General features: G+C 61.6%; 15 protein-coding genes and 1 pseudogene. 11 read left to right on the forward strand and 5 right to left on the reverse strand.

Annotated features, from left to right (window positions below):
• On the reverse strand, positions 1-2,003 hold a 2,003-nt coding region (locus tag AC1DIH_RS27105), incomplete at its 3' end, for a retention module-containing protein (RefSeq protein ID WP_477773940.1).
• A gap of 354 nt (positions 2,004-2,357) precedes the next feature.
• Here AC1DIH_RS27105 and AC1DIH_RS27110 point away from each other — a divergent pair.
• From AC1DIH_RS27110 to AC1DIH_RS27140, 7 genes are all read left to right on the forward strand, one after another.
• Complete coding sequence (locus AC1DIH_RS27110) at positions 2,358-3,710, forward strand: TolC family outer membrane protein (RefSeq protein WP_477773941.1); 1,353 nt, start codon at positions 2,358-2,360, stop codon at positions 3,708-3,710.
• 37 nt (positions 3,711-3,747) lie between these two features.
• Positions 3,748-5,904, forward strand: coding sequence for a type I secretion system permease/ATPase (locus AC1DIH_RS27115; RefSeq protein ID WP_477773942.1), 2,157 nt, complete (start codon positions 3,748-3,750; stop codon positions 5,902-5,904).
• Positions 5,894-7,261: an HlyD family type I secretion periplasmic adaptor subunit gene (locus AC1DIH_RS27120; protein ID WP_103319975.1), complete on the forward strand. Its 1,368-nt coding sequence runs from the start codon at positions 5,894-5,896 to the stop codon at positions 7,259-7,261. Before AC1DIH_RS27115 ends, AC1DIH_RS27120 begins: the two co-directional genes overlap by 11 nt.
• 318 nt (positions 7,262-7,579) lie before the next feature.
• Positions 7,580-8,476, forward strand: a complete 897-nt coding sequence (locus AC1DIH_RS27125) for a TauD/TfdA dioxygenase family protein (RefSeq protein ID WP_477773943.1) — start codon at positions 7,580-7,582, stop codon at positions 8,474-8,476.
• 26 nt (positions 8,477-8,502) lie between these two features.
• Positions 8,503-9,528 (forward strand): ABC transporter substrate-binding protein, encoded by a 1,026-nt coding sequence (locus AC1DIH_RS27130; protein ID WP_477773944.1) that lies wholly within the window; start codon positions 8,503-8,505, stop codon positions 9,526-9,528.
• Positions 9,529-9,533: 5 nt separating this feature from the next.
• Positions 9,534-10,394 carry an ABC transporter ATP-binding protein gene (locus AC1DIH_RS27135; RefSeq protein WP_477773945.1) on the forward strand — a complete coding sequence of 287 codons (861 nt, stop codon included), beginning with the start codon at positions 9,534-9,536 and terminating at the stop codon, positions 10,392-10,394.
• Between the two features lie 19 nt (positions 10,395-10,413).
• Positions 10,414-11,280, forward strand: a complete 867-nt coding sequence (locus tag AC1DIH_RS27140; protein WP_477773946.1) for an ABC transporter permease — start codon at positions 10,414-10,416, stop codon at positions 11,278-11,280.
• Between the two features lies 1 nt (position 11,281).
• Here AC1DIH_RS27140 and AC1DIH_RS27145 read toward each other — a convergent pair.
• Positions 11,282-11,986 (reverse strand): annotated as a pseudogene (locus AC1DIH_RS27145) (DUF3142 domain-containing protein); the annotation flags it as partial.
• Between the two features lie 15 nt (positions 11,987-12,001).
• Complete coding sequence (locus AC1DIH_RS27150) at positions 12,002-14,170, reverse strand: PA5441 family protein (protein WP_477773947.1); 2,169 nt, start codon at positions 14,168-14,170, stop codon at positions 12,002-12,004.
• Between the two features lie 163 nt (positions 14,171-14,333).
• Between AC1DIH_RS27150 and AC1DIH_RS27155 the strand changes: the two genes are divergently transcribed.
• From AC1DIH_RS27155 to AC1DIH_RS27170, 4 genes are read left to right on the forward strand one after another with little or no spacing between them, the layout of a single operon-like run.
• Positions 14,334-15,116 (forward strand): efflux RND transporter periplasmic adaptor subunit, encoded by a 783-nt coding sequence (locus AC1DIH_RS27155; protein ID WP_477773948.1) that lies wholly within the window; start codon positions 14,334-14,336, stop codon positions 15,114-15,116.
• Complete coding sequence (locus AC1DIH_RS27160) at positions 15,113-16,432, forward strand: efflux RND transporter periplasmic adaptor subunit (protein WP_477773949.1); 1,320 nt, start codon at positions 15,113-15,115, stop codon at positions 16,430-16,432. The genes AC1DIH_RS27155 and AC1DIH_RS27160 overlap by 4 nt, the downstream gene beginning before the upstream one ends.
• A complete protein-coding gene (locus tag AC1DIH_RS27165) occupies positions 16,433-18,529 on the forward strand; it encodes an efflux RND transporter periplasmic adaptor subunit (RefSeq protein WP_477773950.1) in 2,097 nt (698 codons plus the stop codon).
• Positions 18,530-18,545: 16 nt separating this feature from the next.
• Positions 18,546-19,061, forward strand: a complete 516-nt coding sequence (locus AC1DIH_RS27170) for a GNAT family N-acetyltransferase (protein WP_477773951.1) — start codon at positions 18,546-18,548, stop codon at positions 19,059-19,061.
• Here AC1DIH_RS27170 and AC1DIH_RS27175 read toward each other — a convergent pair.
• Positions 19,054-19,365 carry a DUF6916 family protein gene (locus AC1DIH_RS27175; RefSeq protein ID WP_477773952.1) on the reverse strand — a complete coding sequence of 104 codons (312 nt, stop codon included), beginning with the start codon at positions 19,363-19,365 and terminating at the stop codon, positions 19,054-19,056. The two genes, AC1DIH_RS27170 and AC1DIH_RS27175, sit on opposite strands and share 8 nt — an antisense overlap.
• A gap of 52 nt (positions 19,366-19,417) precedes the next feature.
• Entirely contained in the window at positions 19,418-20,038 is a 621-nt protein-coding gene (locus tag AC1DIH_RS27180; RefSeq protein ID WP_477773953.1) for a phage tail protein, read from the reverse strand.
• Positions 20,039-20,116 lie beyond the last annotated feature (78 nt).

Consider the following 20,116-nt stretch of genomic DNA (forward strand, 5'->3'; position numbering starts at 1 on the left):
ATGGTGGTGACGGCCGGCGTCGTGCTTGGGGTCAGCTGYTCGAAATTGCCACCGGTGGTGCTTTCGATGGTGGTGCTGACGGTGCTGCCGTTTTTGTAAACGTCGTTGGCTGGAGTATCGACCACCACCGAGCCGCTGGTTTTGCCGGCCTCGATGTTGATCACCGCACCGTTCGACAGGGTGACAGTCATCGGCGTGCCGGCCGGATTGGTCAGCGTGGCGGTGTAAGTGATCTGACCACCTTCGGTGACCGAACCGGTCGCCGTCAGGCTCAGCCCGGTGTTGTCGATCGAGTCGGTGATGGTGGTGACCGCCGGGGTGGTGCTCGGGGTCAGCTGCTCGAAATTGCCACCGGTGGTGCTTTCGATGGTGGTGCTGACGGTACTGCCGTTCTTGTAAACGTCATTCGCTGGAGTGTCGACCACCACGGAACCGGAAGTCTTGCCGGCCTCGATGTTGATCACGGCGCCGTTCGACAGGGTCACGCTCATGGCGGTGCCGGCCGGATTGCTCAGCGTCGCGGTGTAGGTGATCTGACCACCTTCGGTGACCGAACCGGTGGCTGCCAGGGACAGACCGGTGTTGTCGATCGAATCGGTGATGGTGGTGACGGCCGGGGTGGTGCTCGGGGTCAGCTGTTCAAAGTTGCCACCGGTGGTGCTTTCAATGGTGGTGCTGACAGTGCTGCCGTTTTTGTAGACGTCGTTGGCCGGGGTGTCGACCACCACCGAACCGCTGGTTTTACCGGCTTCGATGTTGATCACGGCGCCGTTCGACAGGGTCACGCTCATCGCGGTGCCGGCCGGATTGCTCAGGGTCGCGGTGTAAGTGATCTGCCCGCCTTCAACCACCGAACCGGTCGCCGTCAGGCTCAACCCGGTGTTATCGATCGAATCGGTAATCGTTGTAACGGCTGGCGTGGTGCCTGGTACCAGGTTTTCAAAGTTGCCACCGGTAGTCCCGGTGATGGTGGTGCTGACCGTGCTGCCGTTCTTGTAAACGTCGTTCGCCGGGGTGTCGACGTTCACCGTGCCGGTGGTTTTACCGGCTTCGATGGTGATGGTCGAACCGTTGGACAGGGTTACGGTGACCGGCGTTTGTGCCGGGTTGGTCAAGGTGGCGGTGTAGGTGATCTGCCCGCCTTCGGTGACAGTCGAGCCTGCCGTCAGGGTGACGGTGGTGGTATCAATCGTGTCAGTGACCTGTGTGACGGCCGGTGTCGGATCGACAGTCAGCACCAGGCCGCCACCACCGGTGGTGCCGGTGACATTGACGGTGATCTGGTGCGGGTCGTTGTAGACACTGTCATTCGGTGCCAGCGGAACATTGACGCTGCCACTGACCTGGCCGGCCGGGATGACGATGACCGAGCCATTGGACAGGGTGATGCTCAGGTCAGTCAGCGGCGCCCGGGTGACGTTTGCGGTGTAAACCAGCACACCACCGGCTTCGGTGATGGTCGATGTAGCGCTCAGGCTCAGTGTCGAGCCGACCAGCACGTTGGTGCCGTTATTGGTGTTCTGGCCACCCGTAGTGACGTCGGCGGCGGAAGTACTTGTGCCAATGCCTGCGGTCGGAAAACCAATGGTCGGGGCTACGCGGGCAGCTGTTTCGTCCAGTGCCACGAAGCTGTGGCCTCCGCCAGCAGCACCACCTGGGCCTGTTGCAGTCGGGCCTGCGGCGGCGGCTTCTATATCAGTGGTCGGGTCGACGCCCGCGAGGATGGCTTGTTGCAGTTCTGCTACCGAAGGCGCGGCTTGCGCGGTGGCTTGTTCCAAGTCAGTGCTGGAGTCCGGAGCGCTGCCGCTCCACTGGGTATCGCGGCCCAGGTCCAGCGTGCGGCCGTCGGCCAGTTCAAGCGTCACCGCGCCCGTCGGACCGGTATCGAGCTGGTCACCCGTGAACAGTCGGTCACCCTCAATCAGCACACGTCTGATGCCCTCCGGGGACACCGCGAAAACTTGACCAACAATGCTTTTGACGATGGCAACAACACTGCTCATTGAGGACTCTCCAAGTGTTCCGTTCAGTAGGCTTCCATAGACCTGAAGAGGCTGTCTGCCAATTCAGTCTGGACGTACTTTCAAAGTGGGGCGCATTAATTTGACGCCGCCACGTCAATAATTTGGCTGGTTTTTTTCGCGATTAACTTTGTGCCAAACTATTGACCTTCTGGGTGCCATCCTAAACAATCGCCCCGGTAATGTCACATTGATATTTGTGTGACGACCTGCCGGCAGCGTGTGACCCAGTTCTGGTTTTTAACTTTCCGACATACGGTCATTTCGGTTGCCATTTTCCGTCGCAGCACTGCGATCTGCTGTGATTTGAGACAAGAAGTCCAGGGAAATTCTTATATGCGCTCACACCTGTTCAAGGCTCTACCTTTTGTACTTGCCGCCAGTTTTGTACAAGCCCAAACCCTGCCTCAAGCCATGCAACAAGCACTGGATGTCCACCCGGAAGTCCAGGCTGGCGTGAACAGTCGTCTTTCTGCGGATTATCAGCTCAGAGCCGCTCAGGGTGGCTACCTGCCAAAGGTCGATCTGCTTGGGGGGTATGGTCGTGAAGGCACTGACAACCCGACCACTCGTGCTGGCGCCGGCAACAATCATTGGGAAACCTTGAACCGCGGCGAGTCGAGCGTGCGCTTGCAGCAGATGGTTTTTGACGGTTTTGCGACATCCAGCGAAGTCGGGCGTCAACAAGCCACCGTCAACTCCCGCGCCTACTCGTTGCTGGGGACTTCCGAGCGCACCGCGCTGACTGTGGCCCAAGTTTACCTCGACGTGCTGACCCGTCGTGAGTTCGTGCACCTGGCGGAAGAGAACCTGAAAAGCCACGAACGGATTTTTGACCAGATCAAACTGCGCACCTCGCGTGGCGTGGGCAGCGGTGCTGACCTCGATCAGGCCGAAGCGCGTATGGCCCAGGCCCGCAACAACCTGATCACCGAGCAGACCAATCTTGCGGACGCCGAGACCAACTTCCTCAGCGCCGTGGGTCAGATGCCCGATCAACTGGAACGTCCGGCCCCTTTCCTTGCGCTGCTGCCGGCGAACCTGAATGAAGCCCGCCAGCAAATGCTTGAGAACAGCCCGGTGCTGCGTTCCGCCGAGTCCGATATTGCCGCGGCCGAGAAGCAGTACGATGCTGCCAAGTCGACGTTCTACCCACGTTTCGATGCCGAGCTGGGCCGCACCGCCGACAATAATCTGGATGGCATGGTCGGTCATAACAATGAATGGCAGGCCATGTTGCGCATGCGCTTCAACCTGTATTCCGGCGGTAGCAACAAAGCTGATCTGGAATCCAAGTCCTATCTGTCGAACCAGGCGCTGGATATCCGCAACAATGCTTTGCGCGTGTTGAACGAAGAGTTGGGCCTGGCCTGGAATGCCCTGAACAACGCCAACGCCCAAGTGCCGATCGCCCAGCAATATGTCGATCGCAGCAGTGCGGTGCGCACCGCGTATCAGCAGCAGTTCAGCTTGGGCCAACGCACCTTGCTCGACTTGCTCGACAGCGAGAACGAACTGTTTACCGCTTCCCGTCGTCTGGCGGATATCAAAAACATTCAGTTATTTACTCAATATCGAATCAAGGCGACCATGGGCGAATTGCTCAAAAGTCAGGGTGTAGTTGCACCCATGGCCTCCGTCGTGTCGAACGATGTGAAGACCAAGGTCCAACTGCCCGGCATGAATTGAGCAGATCCTTCCAGTTAGTTAGCCAAGAGTGCCAAGCGTGGAATCAGAAGCCAGTCGAGTTCATCTCCGTCATGATCCACGCGCGTTGCACGACGATCCGTTACTGGACGGCCTGCTAGCCCTCTGCACGCTGCACCAGAAACCGGCGAGCGCGGCGATGCTGACCACCGGTCTGCCATTGCCCAAGCAGCGCCTGAGTGTCGAGTTGCTCCCGCGTGCGGCGGCCCGCGCCGGCCTGCAAGGGCGGGTGCTGCAACGCAAGCTGGCGCAAATTCCGGCGATTGCCATGCCGGCACTGTTGCTGCTCAAGGACGGTCGCAGTGCCGTGCTGCTGGGCTGGCTCGGCGATGACCAGGCGCGTCTGCTGCTCAGTGAAAGCGATGGCGGTGAAGTTCACGTCAGTCGCGAACTGCTGGCTGACGATTACACCGGGCAAGCATTCTTCGCCCAGCCTCAACATAAATTCGATGTGAACCACGGCACGCTGATCCCGCGCGCGCGTTCCTGGTTCCGCGACACCCTCAAGCGCTCGCGCTGGCTGTACGCCGACGCCATCGCTGCCAGTTTCCTGATCAACATCATCGCCATGGCCGCGCCGCTGTTCGTGATGAACGTCTATGACCGCGTGGTGCCGAACCAGGCCGAGGCGACCCTGTGGGTGCTGGCCCTCGGCATCACCGGGGCTTACCTGTTCGACCTGATCCTTAAAAGCCTGCGCAGTCTGTGCCTGGACCTGGCCGGCAAAAAAACCGACCTGATCATCTCCGCGACGCTGTTCGAGCGGATCGTTGGCATGGCCATGAAGTACCGCCCGGCACGGGTCGGCAGCTTTGCCCAGAACATCCACGAGTTTCAGAGCCTGCGTGACTTCCTCGCCTCGCTGACCCTGACCAGCCTGATCGACCTGCCGTTCACCTTGCTGATTTTCCTGGTGATCGCCCTGCTGGGCGGGCACCTGGTGTGGATTCCGGTGTTGGCGTTCCCGATTGCACTGCTGATCGGCTACGCGTTGCAGAAGCCGCTGGTGGCGACCATGGAACGAACCATGGCGCTGGGGGCCGAGCGCCAGTCGAGCCTGATCGAAACCCTCGCCGGGCTTGATGCGGTGAAGGTCAACAACGCTGAAAGCGAGCGTCAGTATCAGTGGGAGCAGACCATCGGTACCCTCAGCCGCCTCGAGCTGCGGGTGAAAATGCTTTCCGGCCTGGCGATGAACATCACCCTGCTGATCCAGCAACTGGCCGGGGTGATCATGATCGTCTTCGGCGTTTACCAGATCATTGCCGGCAACCTCAGCATGGGCGGCCTGATCGCCTGTTACATGCTCAGCGGTCGAGCCCTCAGCCCGCTGGCGTCGTTGTCCGGTCTGCTGACCCGTTATCAGCAGGCGCGGGTCACCATGACCTCGGTCGACCAGATGATGGAGTTGCCGCAAGAACGCAACTTCGAAGAGCGCCCGCTGAGCCGTAAAGTCCTGCAGGGTGGCATCGAGTGCCGTCAGTTGAACTTCACCTACCCGGGTCAACAGAACCCGGCGCTGAAGAACATCAACCTGATCATCAAACCGGGTGAAAAGATCGGCATCATCGGCCGCAGCGGCTCGGGCAAGAGCTCGCTGGCCAAACTGCTGGTCGGTCTGTATCAGCCGGACGATGGCTCGTTGCTGGTGGATGGTGTGGATATCCGTCAGATCGACGTCAGTGAATTGCGCCACAACATCGGCTATGTGCCGCAAGACATCCAGTTGCTCGCCGGTACATTGCGCGACAACCTGGTCTCCGGCGCCCGCTACATGGAAGACGAGCTGGTACTGCAATCCGCCGAACTGGCCGGTGTGCACGAATTCGCTCGTCTGCACCCGCAAGGCTATGAATTGCAAGTCGGCGAGCGCGGGCAAAACCTCTCGGGCGGTCAGCGTCAGAACGTGGCCCTGGCCCGTGCCCTGCTGCTCAATCCGCCGATCCTGCTGCTCGACGAACCGACCAGCGCCATGGATAACACCGGCGAAGAACGCTTGAAACAACGCCTGCAAGCCGTTGTAGAGAACAAGACCGTGGTGCTGGTGACGCACCGGGCATCGTTGTTGTCGCTGGTCGATCGGTTGCTGGTGATCGATCGCGGGCAAATACTGGCTGATGGTCCAAAAGCCTCGGTGATGGAAGCGTTGAAGAAGGGGCAGATCAGTGTTGCTTAAGTCCGGAATGCGCGACTCGATCCGCCGTTACTTCAAAGGCTCCGAATCACTGCAAGGCCAACCCTTGCCCGAGGTGAACAAGGCGCTGATCGAAGACGCCCCGCGAGTGGTCCGCTTGACCATCTGGGCCATCATCGGCTTCTTTCTGTTCCTGCTGTTGTGGGCCAACTTTGCGGTGATCGATGAGGTCACCAAAGGCGATGGCAAGGCGATTCCATCCTCCAAACTTCAGAAAATCCAGAACCTGGAGGGCGGTATCGTCGCTGAACTCTTCGTTCGCGAAGGGCAAATCGTCGAAGCCGGTGCGCCGTTGATTCGTCTGGATGACACGCGCTTTCAGTCCAACGTTGGCGAAACCGAAGCCGACCGTCTGTCGATGTTGCTGCGCGTGGAACGCTTGAGCGCCGAAGTCGACGACCGCCCGCTGAGCTTTCCTGACGACGCAATGAAAGCTGTGCCCGGTCAGGCCGCCAGCGAAAAATCACTCTATGAGAGCCGTCGCCAGCAATTGCACGATGAAGTCGGCGGCCTGCAGGAGCAACTCATCCAGAAACAACAGGAACTGCGCGAATTCACCTCCAAGCAGGCGCAGTACCGCAGCGGTCTGGCGTTGCAACGTCAGGAAATCAACATGTCGGAGCCGCTGGTGGCTCAAGGCGCGGTGTCGCCGGTGGAAGTGCTGCGACTCAAGCGCGCCGAAGTCGAAACCCGCGGTCAACTGGACGCCACCACCCTGGCGATCCCCCGTGCCGAGTCGGCGATCAAGGAAGTGCAGCGCAAGATCGACGAGACCCGTGGCAAGTTCCGCAGTGAGGCGCTGACCCAGCTCAACGAGGCCCGTACCGACCTGAACAAGGCGAAGGCGACCGGCAAGGCGCTGGAAGACCGCGTCAGCCGGACGCTGGTGACCTCGCCGGTGCGCGGTATCGTCAAGCAACTGCTGGTCAACACCATCGGCGGCGTGATCCAGCCCGGCAGTGACATGGTCGAAATCGTCCCGCTGGACGACACCCTGCTGGTGGAAGCGAAGATCCGTCCGCAAGACATCGCGTTTTTGCACCCGGGCCAGGAAGCCATCGTCAAGTTCACGGCCTATGACTACACCATCTATGGTGGCCTGAAAGCCAAGCTCGAACAGATCGGCGCCGACACCATCACCGACGAAGACAAGAAAACCACCTACTACATGATCAAGCTGCGCACCGAGCGCAGCCACTTGGGCACCGATGAGAAACCCTTGCTGATCATTCCGGGCATGGTCGCCTCGGTAGACATCATCACCGGCAAGAAGACCATCCTCAGCTACCTGCTCAAGCCGATCATCAAGGCGCGGGCAGAGGCGTTGCACGAGCGCTAGTCTCTGGCAGGGCTGATGACCCCATCGCGAGCAGGCTCGCTCCCACAGGGGATCTGCCGCGCGCACAAAATATGTGCCTGGCACGATCCCGTGTGGGAGCGAGCCTGCTCGCGATGAGTGCCTCAATAGCGGCGCATTTCAAAAGCCATATCGTTATTCATTAACGGTATTTAAATACTCTTTCTTATATCTATAAAGTCAAACCCCTGCGTACCCACCGACCAATCGGCGTGCCGCACGAAATGAACCCACACGGGTCCCCCGTGAGTTTCTGATCGACGCGCACGCCATTGAGCGTGCTCTGCGTGGGAGTGATGTATGCCTGTACTGTCCGCTTCGCCCAGCGCCGCGAGACTCGCGCCGCAATCGTTTGAGATCCGCCCGTTCAGTGGGACTGTCGGTGCCGAAATCATCGGCCTGAACCTCGCCTTGCCCATCAACGACCAGGACTTCGCCCGCATCCACCGCGCGCACCTGGATCACCACGTCGTGGTGTTTCGCGACCAGCGCATCAGCCCCGAACAACAGATCGCCTTCAGCCGCCGTTTTGGTGTGCTGCAGATCCATGTGCTCAAGCAATTTCTGCTGGCCCATCACCCGGAAATCCTCATCGTTTCCAACATCATCGAAAACGGCCAGGCCATCGGCCTCGGTGACGCCGGCAAGTTCTGGCACTCCGACCTGTCCTATAAAGAACTGCCGAGCCTGGGCTCGATGCTCCACGCCCAGGAGCTGCCGTCCGAAGGTGGCGACACGCTGTTCGCCGACCAGCACAAAGCCTGGGACACCCTGCCCGAAGCGTTGCGCAAAGCGGTCGAAGGACGCTCTGCTGCGCACTCCTATACCGCGCGTTACAGCGAGAGCAAATTCGAAGGCAACTGGCGTCCGACCCTGACCCCGGAGCAACTCGCTCAGGTCAACGAAGTGGTGCATCCGGTGGTTCGTACTCACCCGGAAAACGGTCGCAAGGCACTCTTTGTCAGCGAGGGCTTCACCACCCGCATTGTCGGTTTGCCGGAAGACGAAAGCCGGCAACTGCTGGCCGAGCTCTACGCCCACAGTGTGCTGCCGGAAAACATCTACCGCCATCAATGGCAGCCCCACGACCTGGTGTTCTGGGACAACCGCTCGCTGATTCACCTGGCCGCCGGTTGCCCGCCTCATCTGCGCCGCAAGCTCTACCGCACCACCATCCAGGGCGACGCGCCTTTTTGATCGGCTGCATTTCGGAGATACCTGCCATGTCCAAACGTATTCCATTCGCGCCACTGGCCGCCGCCATCGGTCTGGGTTTCAGTCTGCTCGCCGGGAGTCTGATCGCACCGTCTGCGGCGCACGCCGAAGGCGAAATCCGCATCGCCGAACAGTTCGGCATCGTTTACCTGTTGCTCAACGTGGTCCGCGACCAGCACCTGATCGAGAAGCACGGCAAGGAAGAGGGCATCGACATCGAGGTCGACTGGACCCAGCTCTCCGGTGGTGCGGCGGTCAACGACGCGTTGCTCTCGGGTTCCATCGACATTGCCGGTGCTGGTGTTGGTCCGTTGCTGACCATCTGGGACCGCACCCACGGCAAGCAGAACGTCAAGGCCGTGGCCTCGCTCGGTAACTTCCCGTACTACCTGGTGAGCAACAATCCGAAGGTCAAAACCATCGCCGATTTCACCGAGCAGGACCGTATCGCGGTGCCGGCGGTGGGGGTTTCCGTACAGTCGCGATTCCTCCAGTACGCGGCGGCCAAACAGTGGGGTGACAAGGAATTCAATCGCCTCGACAAGTACACCATTGCCGTCCCGCACCCGGACGCCACGGCTGCGTTGATCGCTGGCGGCACTGAATTGACCGGGCACTTTTCCAACCCGCCGTTCCAGGATCAGGCGCTGGAAAACCCTAACGTCCACGTCGTGCTCAACACCTATGACCTACTGGGCCCTAACTCGCCGACCGTGCTGTTCGCCACCGAAAAATTTCGCAACGAGAACCCGAAAACCTACAAGGCCTTCGTCGAAGCCCTGACCGAAGCCGCCGAGTTCGCCCAGAAGGACAAGGGCGCGGCGGCGGACACTTACCTGCGGGTGACCAAAGCGAAAATCGACCGCGCCGCGCTGCTGAAAATCATCGACAACCCGCAGTTCGAATTCAGCGTCACGCCGAAAAACACATATCCGTTGGCCGAATTCCTCTACCGCGTTGGCGCGATCAAGAACAAGCCGGACTCGTGGAAGGACTACTTCTTCCAGGACGCCAAACCACTGCAAGGGAGCTGATTGCCATGAACGCTCTCTTGCAAGGCCACACGGCCAGCAACCCGATCGCCAGCCCCCAGGCGTTGCTGGCGGTCGATCACGTCAGCCTTGAATACCGCACGCCGCAACGGGTGGTGCGGGCAACGCATCAGGTCAGCTTCGAGGTCGATCCCGCCGATCGTTTTGTGCTGCTTGGCCCGTCCGGCTGCGGCAAGTCGACCTTGCTCAAGGCCGTTGCGGGGTTCATTGCACCCTGTGAAGGGCAGATCCGCCTGCAAGGTCAGGCCGTCAGTGCGCCGGGGCCTGACCGGATTGTGGTGTTTCAGGAGTTCGATCAACTGCCACCGTGGAAAACCGTCAAACAGAACGTGATGTTCCCGCTGCTGGCCTCGCAAACCCTCAAGCGTCGCGAGGCTGAAGAACGGGCGTTGCACTACCTCGACAAGGTCGGGCTGGCGGCATTTGCCGATGCCTATCCACATACCTTGTCCGGTGGCATGAAGGCGCGGGTGGCGATTGCCCGGGCCTTGGCCATGCAGCCGAAAATCCTGCTGATGGATGAGCCATTCGCCGCGCTCGATGCACTGACCCGACGCAAGATGCAGGAAGAGTTATTGCTGCTCTGGGAGGAGGTGCGTTTCACCCTGTTGTTCGTCACCCACTCCATCGAAGAGGCGCTGGTGGTGGGGAACCGGATCCTGCTGCTGTCGCCTCATCCCGGTCGGGTGCGGGCGGAAATCCACAGCCATCAATACGATTTGCAGAGCCTTGGCGGCGTGGCGTTTCAGCAGTCGGCACGACGCATTCATCGGCTGTTGTTCGATGAAGGCCAGTCTGCCGAGAGCGATCCAGAACTGGACTTCAACGATATCCGCATCGCTTATTGAGCGGCTGGAGGAGTGCCCGATGAGCCATTCATCGACTGTACGTCAAGAATACGAAGTTGAGTTGCAACCCCTGTCGAGCGTTGCGCTGGAGCGCGAATTGCCCCTTGGCCAGCGCCTCTGGCAGCAGGGCTGGTTGCGTAAAAGCCTGATCCTGATACTGCTGGCGGTGCTCTGGGAAGCCGTCGCCCGCTATCAGAACAATGACCTGTTACTGCCGAGCTTCCTGCAAACCGGCAGTGCGCTGTACGACGGACTGCTCCGCGGAGAGTTGTTGGGCAAGGTCGGGATTTCGCTGGTTGTGCTGCTCAAGGGTTATCTGATCGGTATCGTCCTGGCGTTTGCCTTGACCACACTGGCCGTGTCGACCCAGTTCGGCCGCGACTTGCTGAGCACCCTGACCTCGATGTTCAACCCATTGCCGGCGATTGCCTTGTTGCCGTTGGCACTGCTGTGGTTCGGGTTGGGGCAGAACAGTCTGATTTTCGTGCTGGTGCATTCGGTGCTCTGGGCCTTGGCCCTGAACACTTATGCGGGGTTTCTCGGGGTCTCGGAAACCTTGCGCATGGCCGGCCGCAACTACGGCCTGAAGGGCATCCGGTTTGTGCTGTTCATCCTGATTCCCGCCGCGTTGCCGTCGATCCTCGCCGGACTGAAAATCGGCTGGGCCTTCGCCTGGCGCACGCTGATCGCCGCCGAGCTGGTGTTCGGCGCTACCAGCGGCAAGGGTGGCCTGGGCTGGTACATCTTCCAGAACCGCAACGAGCTGTACACCGACAAGGTTTTCGCCGGGCTGGCGGTGGTGATCCTCATCGGTTTGCTGGTGGAGAACCTGGTGTTCGACACTTTGGAGCGAGTGACAGTGAAGCGCTGGGGAATGCAGCGCTAGGCTACCGATTCTGCAAAAACACCACATACCCGCGAAACCACTCGCTGTCCTTCAAATACCCCGGCGCTTCCCATTCGCCGCCCTGAATCAGCCCGACCTTGAACGGCAAGCCGAGTCTGTTCAGCCTCGGCAGGTAGGCGGCGTAGTTGGGGATGCTGTGGCGACCCTGGTAGGTTTGCACCACCACTTCGTCGACCACGCCTTTGAGTTGGCCGATCACCTGCGGATCGGCGTGGCTGCTCCAGTCCATCAGGCCGGTGATGCTCAGGCGATACTGGGCGGGCAGGCGTTGGCGCAGGTCTTTGAGGAAGCTGACGTATTCGTCGAGGTAGCGGGTGCGGGCGTCGAAGTCGATCTGGATGCCGACCACCGGGTTACCCGCCTGTTGCCAGCGCTGCACCTGCCCCAGCAATTGTTGGTAGACCGGTTCCGGCCAGCGTAGCGTGTGGGCGCGGTAGGTGACCCAGACTTCGCCCTGGGTCAGGCGCGGGATGGCGATGCCTTGGGCGATGAAGCGCACGCCGCGCTGAGGCATGCGGCGTGATTCGCTGATCTGCCCTTGCAGGACGTACAGGGTTTTGGCCTGGGCCAGCACCGGCTGGGTGTTGACCCCGCTCCACAGCCAAAAGGCGTCGTACTCGCGGGCGTCGACGGCCGCAAAGGCCGGGGCGCTGACCAGCAGTGCGAGCAGCGCCAGGCCTTTGAGGAAATCTCTCATGGCTTACCAGTAATACTGCAGCGACTTGCCCCATTGAGTATCGGCAAAGCCGCTTTTCAGCTGGCGGAACCAGGCCTTGCGCACAGCCGGCTCGACGTCTTTGCCGCCGCAGCTGTTATTGCCCGAGGGCGCATAGCAGTTGATGGCGCGGAACAATGCATAGGCGCGGTCTTCCTTCGGCGCTTTGGCGTTGTCGATGACCTGGCGATAACCTTCGTGCCGGGAGTAGATCTCGCCTTTGAATGCCGACCCCGTGGCACCGAGTTCGGACTTGTTGGGTTTGGCTTCCAGCGGTGAACTGTCGAGGCCATTGCGCAGGATGAACTCACCCAGGCAGTTCAGGCCTTTGGGGTTCTTGCCGTCCGCCTGAAGGGTCGCGGCAACCTCGGCGATGCTTGGGCAGTGGTAACCCGATTCAGCCTTGTCGCCCTGCCAGCGGAACATCGTCAGCGGTTGGCCGGTGCTGTAGAAATAGCCAATGCTCACGCCGAGTTTGTCCGTCGACGGCTCGGCCGGCAGTCGTTTGAAGTCTTCGGCAAACTCGGCGTACTGACTGCGCAGCAACTCTTTGTAGAGCAGCACGAACAGCGCGCTGTTGCGCTCGGTGGCGTCCGCGCCCTGGTTGAATTGCTCACGCAGCAGTGGGGCGTCGGCCACCAGCCGTTGCAGGCGATAACGCACGGCAGGTGTCTTGATCGGTGAGTCGGCGGCGAACACTTTGCCCAGCCGCTGGCTGAGCTCATAGTTGAAGGCCAGCGCCAGTTCGACCTGCTCGCGCTGCAACGGCTGTTTGACCTTGCCCAGCAACTCCAGCCACAGCGCTTCGGCTTCCGGCCATTTGCGCTGCTCATGCAGGGCGATGCCGCGCAGCATCTGTTGGCTGAAGGCCAGGTAGTCGAGCTTGTCCGGGACGCTGCCCGGGAGGACGTTCAGTGCCTGCTCGGGATTTTGCTCGAGGTACACCAACACCGCGGCTTGCAGGTAGTCGTAGAGCGCTGGTTGCTGGGCGAACGAGGCTTTCTGCGCTTGCAGCGTCTTGAGGTTGAAAGGCGTCTGGTAGGTGCCGATGCTCAACAAGTCTTTGACCGCCAGCAGCAGCGGCGCCTGAATACCGTTGTCCGGCTGGGTCAGCAGTTTGCTGTCGACCTCTTCCACCAGTTCCGGCAGGGTTTTGTTGCGCTGGGCGTCAGTGGCCTGGGTGAGTTGCCAGGCGTAGTCATCGGCGAGTTTCTGATCTTCGCCGGCCAGCCAGTGCACGCGGCGGATCAGGCCTTTGGCCGACGCGCTGTACTCGCCCTGTGGATAAGTTTTCAGATAGGTCTCGAAACCGGTTTCGGCCAATTGCAGGTTCGCGTTATCCACATGCTCGAGCGTCGGCAGACCCATCTCGTCGAAAGCGTTTTGCTGGGCCGCGTTGAGCGCAATGCGCGCGGCCATGTACAGCGCGGTTTCCTTGAGCCAAGGCTGTTCGCTGTTGTTCAGGCTGGCGAAGGTTTGTGTGGCCTCGGCGAACTGGCCGCCATAGAACTGCGCCGCGCCGCGCAGGTACGTGAGGAAGGCTTTGCCCGGTTCCGAGGTGATTGAAGCGGGCAGCAGGCTGTTCAGTTGATCGGCGTCCCAACTGCATGCGGCGAGCATCTGGAGGCGGCCTTGCGCCAGGCTTTGGCGTTCTTCGGCGGGCAGTTGAGTGGTTTTCAGCAGTTGCGCGAGGAACGCGGCGGCGCTTTCTTCACTGTTGCTGCGGCAGCGGCTGCCTTCGCCTTCGATGAACTGATTGCCGGCAATGGTCGAGGCTTCGTGGCTGATGCCGAGTTGGCGCAGGGGCTCATCGAGCACTGAAACCGGGGCCGATTCAGGGGGGGGCGTCGGTGCAGGAGCTGACGGTGAGTCGAGACGTCCGAGGTTGAACGGCACCGGGCCGTAGCCGGCCTCGCGGTCAAAATCACTCAATGGTGCCGGGTTCAGCGCTAGCGCGCCCTGATCGGAGAGCAACAAGCGCAAATTGGCGCGGCTGTCGTTGCCAGGGTTGAGGAACGCCACATTGTTGCAGCGCCCGTCACCGCCGAGCGACAGTTCAGGCGTGCAGGCGTCCTGATCGTAGCTGGCGTGGGCCGGGAGTGCGCAGGTTGTGGCAAGTGCCAGAGCGAGGGGCGACAGAAGACCGATACGCATGAATTGTCCTTAATCCGCAAACGCTGAAATCGAGGCCGCGATCATACCGCGTGCCGATCTCGATTTAGCAGTGCCGAGCCGCAATTTCGGGCAGTGATGGCTAATTGCTTGACGCTTGTTGAGTCTGTCGTAGACTCCGACCATCTGTCAGGGAGACACAGCTATGCAGCGTTTTCGTGGTTTGGCGTTAGGTTTGATCGGGCTGGCAGGCGTAGCACAGGCGCAAACGCCCGTGCCAGACGATCCGCTGCTGGAAAGCAGCACTGCAGGCAGTCACGCCACAACCAGCAGCGAAGCCCGCGGTGTGTTGCGCGCTCGCGATCAAGCGGTACTTGCCAGTGAACTGCCCGGCAGAATTGTCGAGTTGCCGTTCAGTGAAGGCGAGTCCTTCAAGAAGGGCGACACCCTGGCGCGTTTCGATTGCTCGGCCTTTCAGGCGCAGCTCAACGCCGCGCAGGCCGCCAGCCGGGGTGCCGGCGAAGAGTTGGCCCACAACAAACAACTCGCTTCGTTGAACTCGGTCGGGCGTTTCGAAGTGGCGCGAGCCGAAGCCAAACTCAGCGAAACCCAGGCGCAATCTCAGGTTTATCAGGTTCAGGTCAAACGCTGCAGCGTCGTCGCGCCGTTTGACGGCCAGGTCGTCGAACGCAAGGTTCAGCGTTATGAAAGCGTCGCCGCCGGTGCGCCGCTGCTGGACATCGTCGACAACCGCAGCCTGGAAATCCACCTGCTGGTGCCCTCGCGCTGGATGGGCAAACTCAAGCCCGGACAGACCTTCAGCTTCGTTCCCGATGAAACCGGCCAGCCCATCGACGCCACGGTCAAACGCCTCGGTGCGCGAATCGACGAAGGCAGCCAGACCTTGCTGCTGGTCGCAACGGTGCCCAACGCCAGCGGCTTGTTGGCCGGGATGAGCGGCACGGCGCGCTTCGCGGAGCTCAAATGAACGCGCCTGTCACGGGTGGCGCCGAGCAGGTCTTCGCGCGCTTACTGGAGCTGGAGCGCCAGACCCGCGCCGCGCGCACTACCGACCAACTGGCCTACAGCCTGGCGAACGACGGTCAATCCTTGTTCGGCTTTCGTCACGCGGCGCTGTTGATCGCCGGCAAGGTGCGGGCGATCACCGGTGTCAGTGCCGTGGAGCCGAATGCGCCGTTTGTAGCGTTCGTCGAGCAAGCGGTGGCGCAGTTGTTCAAGCTCGAGCTGGTGAAGCAGGCGCGGGTTATACCGGCCTCTGCGTTAAGCGGCCCGATTCAGGCCGACTGGCAAAGTCTTTCTGCCGCCCAGGTGTTCTGGCTGCCGCTGATTGATCGCCAGGGGCAGGTATTCGGCGGTTTGTGGCTGGCTCGCGATGTACCGTGGAATCCTTCCGAGCAAGTGCTGCTGTCGCAACTGGGCGACACCTACAGCCACGCCTGGCTGGCGCTGCAACCGCGTCAACCGTGGCGCTTGCGCTGGACTCGCAAGCGTCAGGTCGCCTTGGCGGCGGTGCTGGTGCTGGGCTTGTTGATTCCGGTACGCCAGTCGGTGCTGGCGCCGGCCGAAGTCGTGCCGCTCGGCGGTCGGGTGGTGGCGGCACCGTTGGACGGGGTGATCGCCGAGTTCCTGGTAAAACCCAACCAGAATGTGAAAACCGGCGACCTGTTGCTGCGTTTCGAAGGCACCACGCTCAAAGCCCAGGCGGATGTCGCCGATCGGGCCTTGGGTGTGGCAGAAGCCGAGCTCAAGGCCAACGCCCAGCGCGCCTTTGCCGACGCCGAGTCGAGTTCGAAAATTGATTTGCTGGCTGCACGGGTCGAGCAGAAGCGTGCCGAACGCGATTACGCCCATGAACTGCTCAAACGCAGTGAAGTGCGTGCCGAGCGCGACGGCATTGCGGTGTTTGCCGACGCCGAGCGCTGGACCGGCAAACCAGTGCAGACCGGCGAGCGGCTGATGGAAATCGCCGACCCGAGCCAGGCGGAATTGCGCATCGAACTGGCGGTCGGCGATGCGATTGCACTGGAGCCGGGCGCGCAGGTGGCGCTGTTTCTCGACAGCGATCCGTTGCAACGGCATTTGGCCAGACTCGAACGCTCGGCCTATGAAGCGCAACCGACGGCCGGTGGCCAGTTGGCGTACCGGCTCGACGCCAGTTTCGAGGCCGCGCCGCCGCGTATCGGCTTGCGCGGTACGGCGAAAATCTTCGGCGATCGCGCGCCGCTGGCGCTGTACCTGTTGCGCAAGCCGCTGGCCGGCTTGCGCCAAAGTGTAGGTCTCTAGATGACATTGCCCAGCCTGCGTGCCGATTTACAGTTGCAGATGGCCGCCCCGGCGCTGGACGGATCGCCGCGCTGGACCTTGGCCGACCCGCTGCGTGGGCGCTACTTCAAGCTCGGTGCCGCGGCCATGCGCTTGCTGCGTCATTGGTCGTTGGGCGATCCCGAGCAAGTGCTGCGCGCCGCCAATCGCGAACCGGGCTTGCCGCTGGACGTCGCTGAGCTTGAGCAGTTGCTGAGTTTTTTGCGCGCCCACGACCTGATTTCCGCCCTCGACCCGCAACAGCGCGACAGTTATGGCCTCAAGGCCGCGGCGCAGCGTCAGAGTGTCTGGCAGATCTTGCTGCACCAATACCTGTTCTTCCGGATTCCACTGTGGCGCCCCGACGCTTTCCTCAATCGTGCCTGGCCATGGCTCGCGCGTTTTGGTCCTGGAGCGCTGCGTTATGGTTTGCCGCTGACCCTGGGTCTGGGGGTATTTCTGGTGTCGCGGGACTGGCAGCGCTTTATCGCGACCTTCCCGCACTTGTTCAGTCTTGGCGGTGCGTTGGCGTTCGGGGTGGCGTTGTTCTTTGCCAAGCTCTGTCATGAGTTCGGCCACGCCTTCATGGCCAAGCGCGCCGGTTGTCGGGTGCAGAGCATGGGGGTGGCGTTCATGGTGCTGCTGCCGATGTTTTACACCGACGTCAGTGACGCCTGGCGGGTCAATGATCGGCGCGCGCGGTTGCTGATCGGCGCGGGCGGGGTGCTCGCCGAGTTGTTGCTGGCGTGTATCGCCTTGCTCGCCTGGTCACTGTTGCCGGACGGGCCGGCGCGGACGGCGGCGTTCATGCTCGCCAGTGCCACCTGGCTCACTACGCTTGCGGTCAACCTGAACCCGTTCATGCGTTTCGATGGTTATTTTCTGCTCAGCGACTTCTGGGAAGTGGACAACCTTCAGGGTCGGGCATTTGCCTTGTGTCGTTGGCGATTGCGCGAGGCGCTGTTCGGTTACGGCGCGCCGGCACCGGAGCCTTGGTCGCCGTCGATGCAGCGGCGTTTGCTGTGGTGGGGATACGGCTCGTGGCTGTGGCGCGCGGTGCTGTTTTTCGGGATTGCGCTGGCGGTGTATCACCTGTTCTTCAAATTGTTGGGGATCTTCCTGATGATGGTCGAGCTGGTGTGGTTCATCTTCCTGCCGATTGCGCGCGAATGGCGCGAATGGTGGAGTCGCCGCGAACAGGCCCATGCACCTCGGGCATTGCTCAGTGGCCTGGGGTTGCTGGCGGCGATTGCCGTGCTGGTGCTGCCGTGGCGCAGCGCGGTGGAACTGCCGAGCATGCTCGAGGCTGGCCGGGTCAGTGCCTTGCATGCGCCGGTGGCGGCACGGGTCAAGCAGTTGAATGTCCGCGACGGGCAGATCGTCGCCCAGGGCGATGTGTTGATTGAGCTGGAGTCGCCGGACCTGGATTCGCGTCAGGCCATCGCGCGCCGGGAAATCGAGATCCAGCAATTGCAGATGCGCCGTCAGGCCGGACGCAGCGAAACCGCCGCCGATGCCGGCATCGTCGAACAACGGCTGGCGGAGGCGGTGGCCGAGTATCGCGGTTTGGCGGCGCAGCGCGAGCGCCTGCTGCTGCGGGCGCCCCAGGCCGGTCAGGTGCGCGATCTGCTGCCGCAACTGGCGGTTGGCCGCTGGTTGTCACCCAAGGAGACGCTGGCCCGGGTTGTCGAAGAGGGCGCGCGGCTGCGCGGTTATCTGGCCGAAGCCGAGCTGTGGCGGGTTGCACCCGGTGCGACGGGGCGGTTTATCGCCGAGGATCCGATGCACCCGGCGGTGGCGGTCGAGTTGACTGAAGTCGACACCAACGGCGCGGCGGTTGTCGATCAGGAAGCGCTGACCTCCGACCACCACGGGCCGATTGCCGTGCGCCGCGATCAGAGCCAGCGTGCCGAGCCTGTGCAAGCGCAATACGCGGTGCGGCTCAAAGTCCTCGACAGCATTGCCACCCCGGTGCAGCCATTGCGGGGGTTGGTGGTGTTGCAGGGCGGCAGTGAGTCATTGCTGGGCACCGCCTGGCGCCGGTTGGCGGCGTTGGGCGTGAGGGAGAGTGGTTTTTAGCGCAAGGAGCATCACGATGCTGAACAACAATGCCAATGCCTCCGATGGTCTGGTGGTGCGCCCTTCACGGACGACCGATGGACCGTTTCTGGAAAGCCTCTATCACGCGGCACGCCCCGATCTGCAATGGATCGACGGCGAACGCGAATTGGTCGAGGAGGTCATTGCCCAGCAGTTCCGGGTGCAGGAGCAGGGGACCGGGGAGCGTTTCCCCAACGCGATGCACTATGTGGTCGAGAAGCTCGACACCCCGATTGGCGCCTTGAGTGCTGAGTTTGGCAGCAACGAAATTCGCGTTTTGTACCTGGCGTTCATTCCGGCGGCCCGCGGCAAGGGCTATGGCCGTACGGTGCTGCAAGGCGTGCAAAAAGCCGCCGAACAGGTGCGCTGCCCGGTGAGCACGGTGGTCTGGGCGAGCAACCCCCATGCGCGCCAGCATTATCTGGCGCTGGGGTTTCAGGTTGAGGAGCAAAGTGTCGCGGCCGAACGCCTGGTCTGGTATCCCGGCCAGCCGCAGATTCTGGTCAGTTGAAGGTGATGTAGAAATACGCCCGGCTTGCATCGCGCCCCAGGGCCAGGGTGCGCGATACGAATATACCTTCGATACGGCCCAGCTCAGGCAAGTCGATCCCACAGAGTCCGTCGACGAACGATGTGAGATCCGGGCTGCTCAAGGTCACGCCAAAAGGCATTCGGCTGCCCTCTGACAAGCGTGCCCTGGGTACGTCCTCTACCGATTCGATGATCACGGACAGTTCGCTGCCATCCTCCAGGTACAGCCTGGTGGGTGTTTCCAATAGCTGTCGAAAATGATCGCTGTTGACCTGTTGCTGCATGGCCTGGCTCCAGAAAAGTAAAGAGCCGGGGCCTTGGGCCCCGGCGGCATGTTCAGTTGCGAGACGGGAAAAGACCGTTGAGGCACATGCTGAAATTCAGCACCAGGAACGGGTTCATCGTGTCCATGGGCACGCCACCGCCGATGGGCGCTACGGAGACGGCGACGTTGACGGTGCCGCCAACGGAGGTGCTGACACCTTGCAGCGGCACGGGCGCAGTGCCCTGTGCGGTGGAGTAGATATTGGCCGTGCCCGGGCCGCCGCTGGAGGCGCCGATAAAGGCATTGGTACTTGATGGCGTGCTCGAGGGGGTGGCAGCAACACTGGCCAGGTTGACGGTGGTGTTGGCCGTCAGGTTAGGGGTGCCGACGGCGGTCGCCGTGGGTGTGTGAATGGGCAGGTTGCTCACCGTGGCGGCGGTTTTTTCGGCGCCGGAGGCGGTGCCGATCACCCGTGGAGTGAGGTTCAGGCCCAAGCCCTGACACAGGGGCAGGCGTCCGCGCAGGTCCGGCAGCATGAAGTTTGTCGTGCCGTTGCCGCCGTAATTGGTGCCGAGCAAGGCAAACAGCGCCTGGAACTGGCCGACTTGCATGGTCTGCCCGTTGCACAACGCCCAGCCGCTGGGTGGATAGTTGAAAGCGAAGGTCTGGATGGTTCCGGTAAACACTTCCATGGTTGTTATCCCTGTGTTTTTTGGAGGAGGCCGGCGTGTCCGCCGACCACCGATCAGCGTAGCCGCAAAGACGAATGC

This window comes from Pseudomonas sp. 05N36 (assembly GCF_056397385.1).

Coding starts and splice junctions, on each gene's coding strand:
- AC1DIH_RS27140 (WP_477773946.1), top strand. CDS start 10,414: ATGAGCCATTCATCGACTGTACGTCAAGAATACGAAGTTGAGTTGCAA.
- AC1DIH_RS27165 (WP_477773950.1), top strand. CDS start 16,433: ATGACATTGCCCAGCCTGCGTGCCGATTTACAGTTGCAGATGGCCGCC.
- AC1DIH_RS27125 (WP_477773943.1), top strand. CDS start 7,580: ATGCCTGTACTGTCCGCTTCGCCCAGCGCCGCGAGACTCGCGCCGCAA.
- AC1DIH_RS27175 (WP_477773952.1), bottom strand. CDS start 19,365: ATGCAGCAACAGGTCAACAGCGATCATTTTCGACAGCTATTGGAAACA.
- AC1DIH_RS27135 (WP_477773945.1), top strand. CDS start 9,534: ATGAACGCTCTCTTGCAAGGCCACACGGCCAGCAACCCGATCGCCAGC.
- AC1DIH_RS27160 (WP_477773949.1), top strand. CDS start 15,113: ATGAACGCGCCTGTCACGGGTGGCGCCGAGCAGGTCTTCGCGCGCTTA.
- AC1DIH_RS27155 (WP_477773948.1), top strand. CDS start 14,334: ATGCAGCGTTTTCGTGGTTTGGCGTTAGGTTTGATCGGGCTGGCAGGC.
- AC1DIH_RS27150 (WP_477773947.1), bottom strand. CDS start 14,170: ATGCGTATCGGTCTTCTGTCGCCCCTCGCTCTGGCACTTGCCACAACC.
- AC1DIH_RS27180 (WP_477773953.1), bottom strand. CDS start 20,038: ATGGAAGTGTTTACCGGAACCATCCAGACCTTCGCTTTCAACTATCCA.
- AC1DIH_RS27170 (WP_477773951.1), top strand. CDS start 18,546: ATGCTGAACAACAATGCCAATGCCTCCGATGGTCTGGTGGTGCGCCCT.
- AC1DIH_RS27110 (WP_477773941.1), top strand. CDS start 2,358: ATGCGCTCACACCTGTTCAAGGCTCTACCTTTTGTACTTGCCGCCAGT.
- AC1DIH_RS27130 (WP_477773944.1), top strand. CDS start 8,503: ATGTCCAAACGTATTCCATTCGCGCCACTGGCCGCCGCCATCGGTCTG.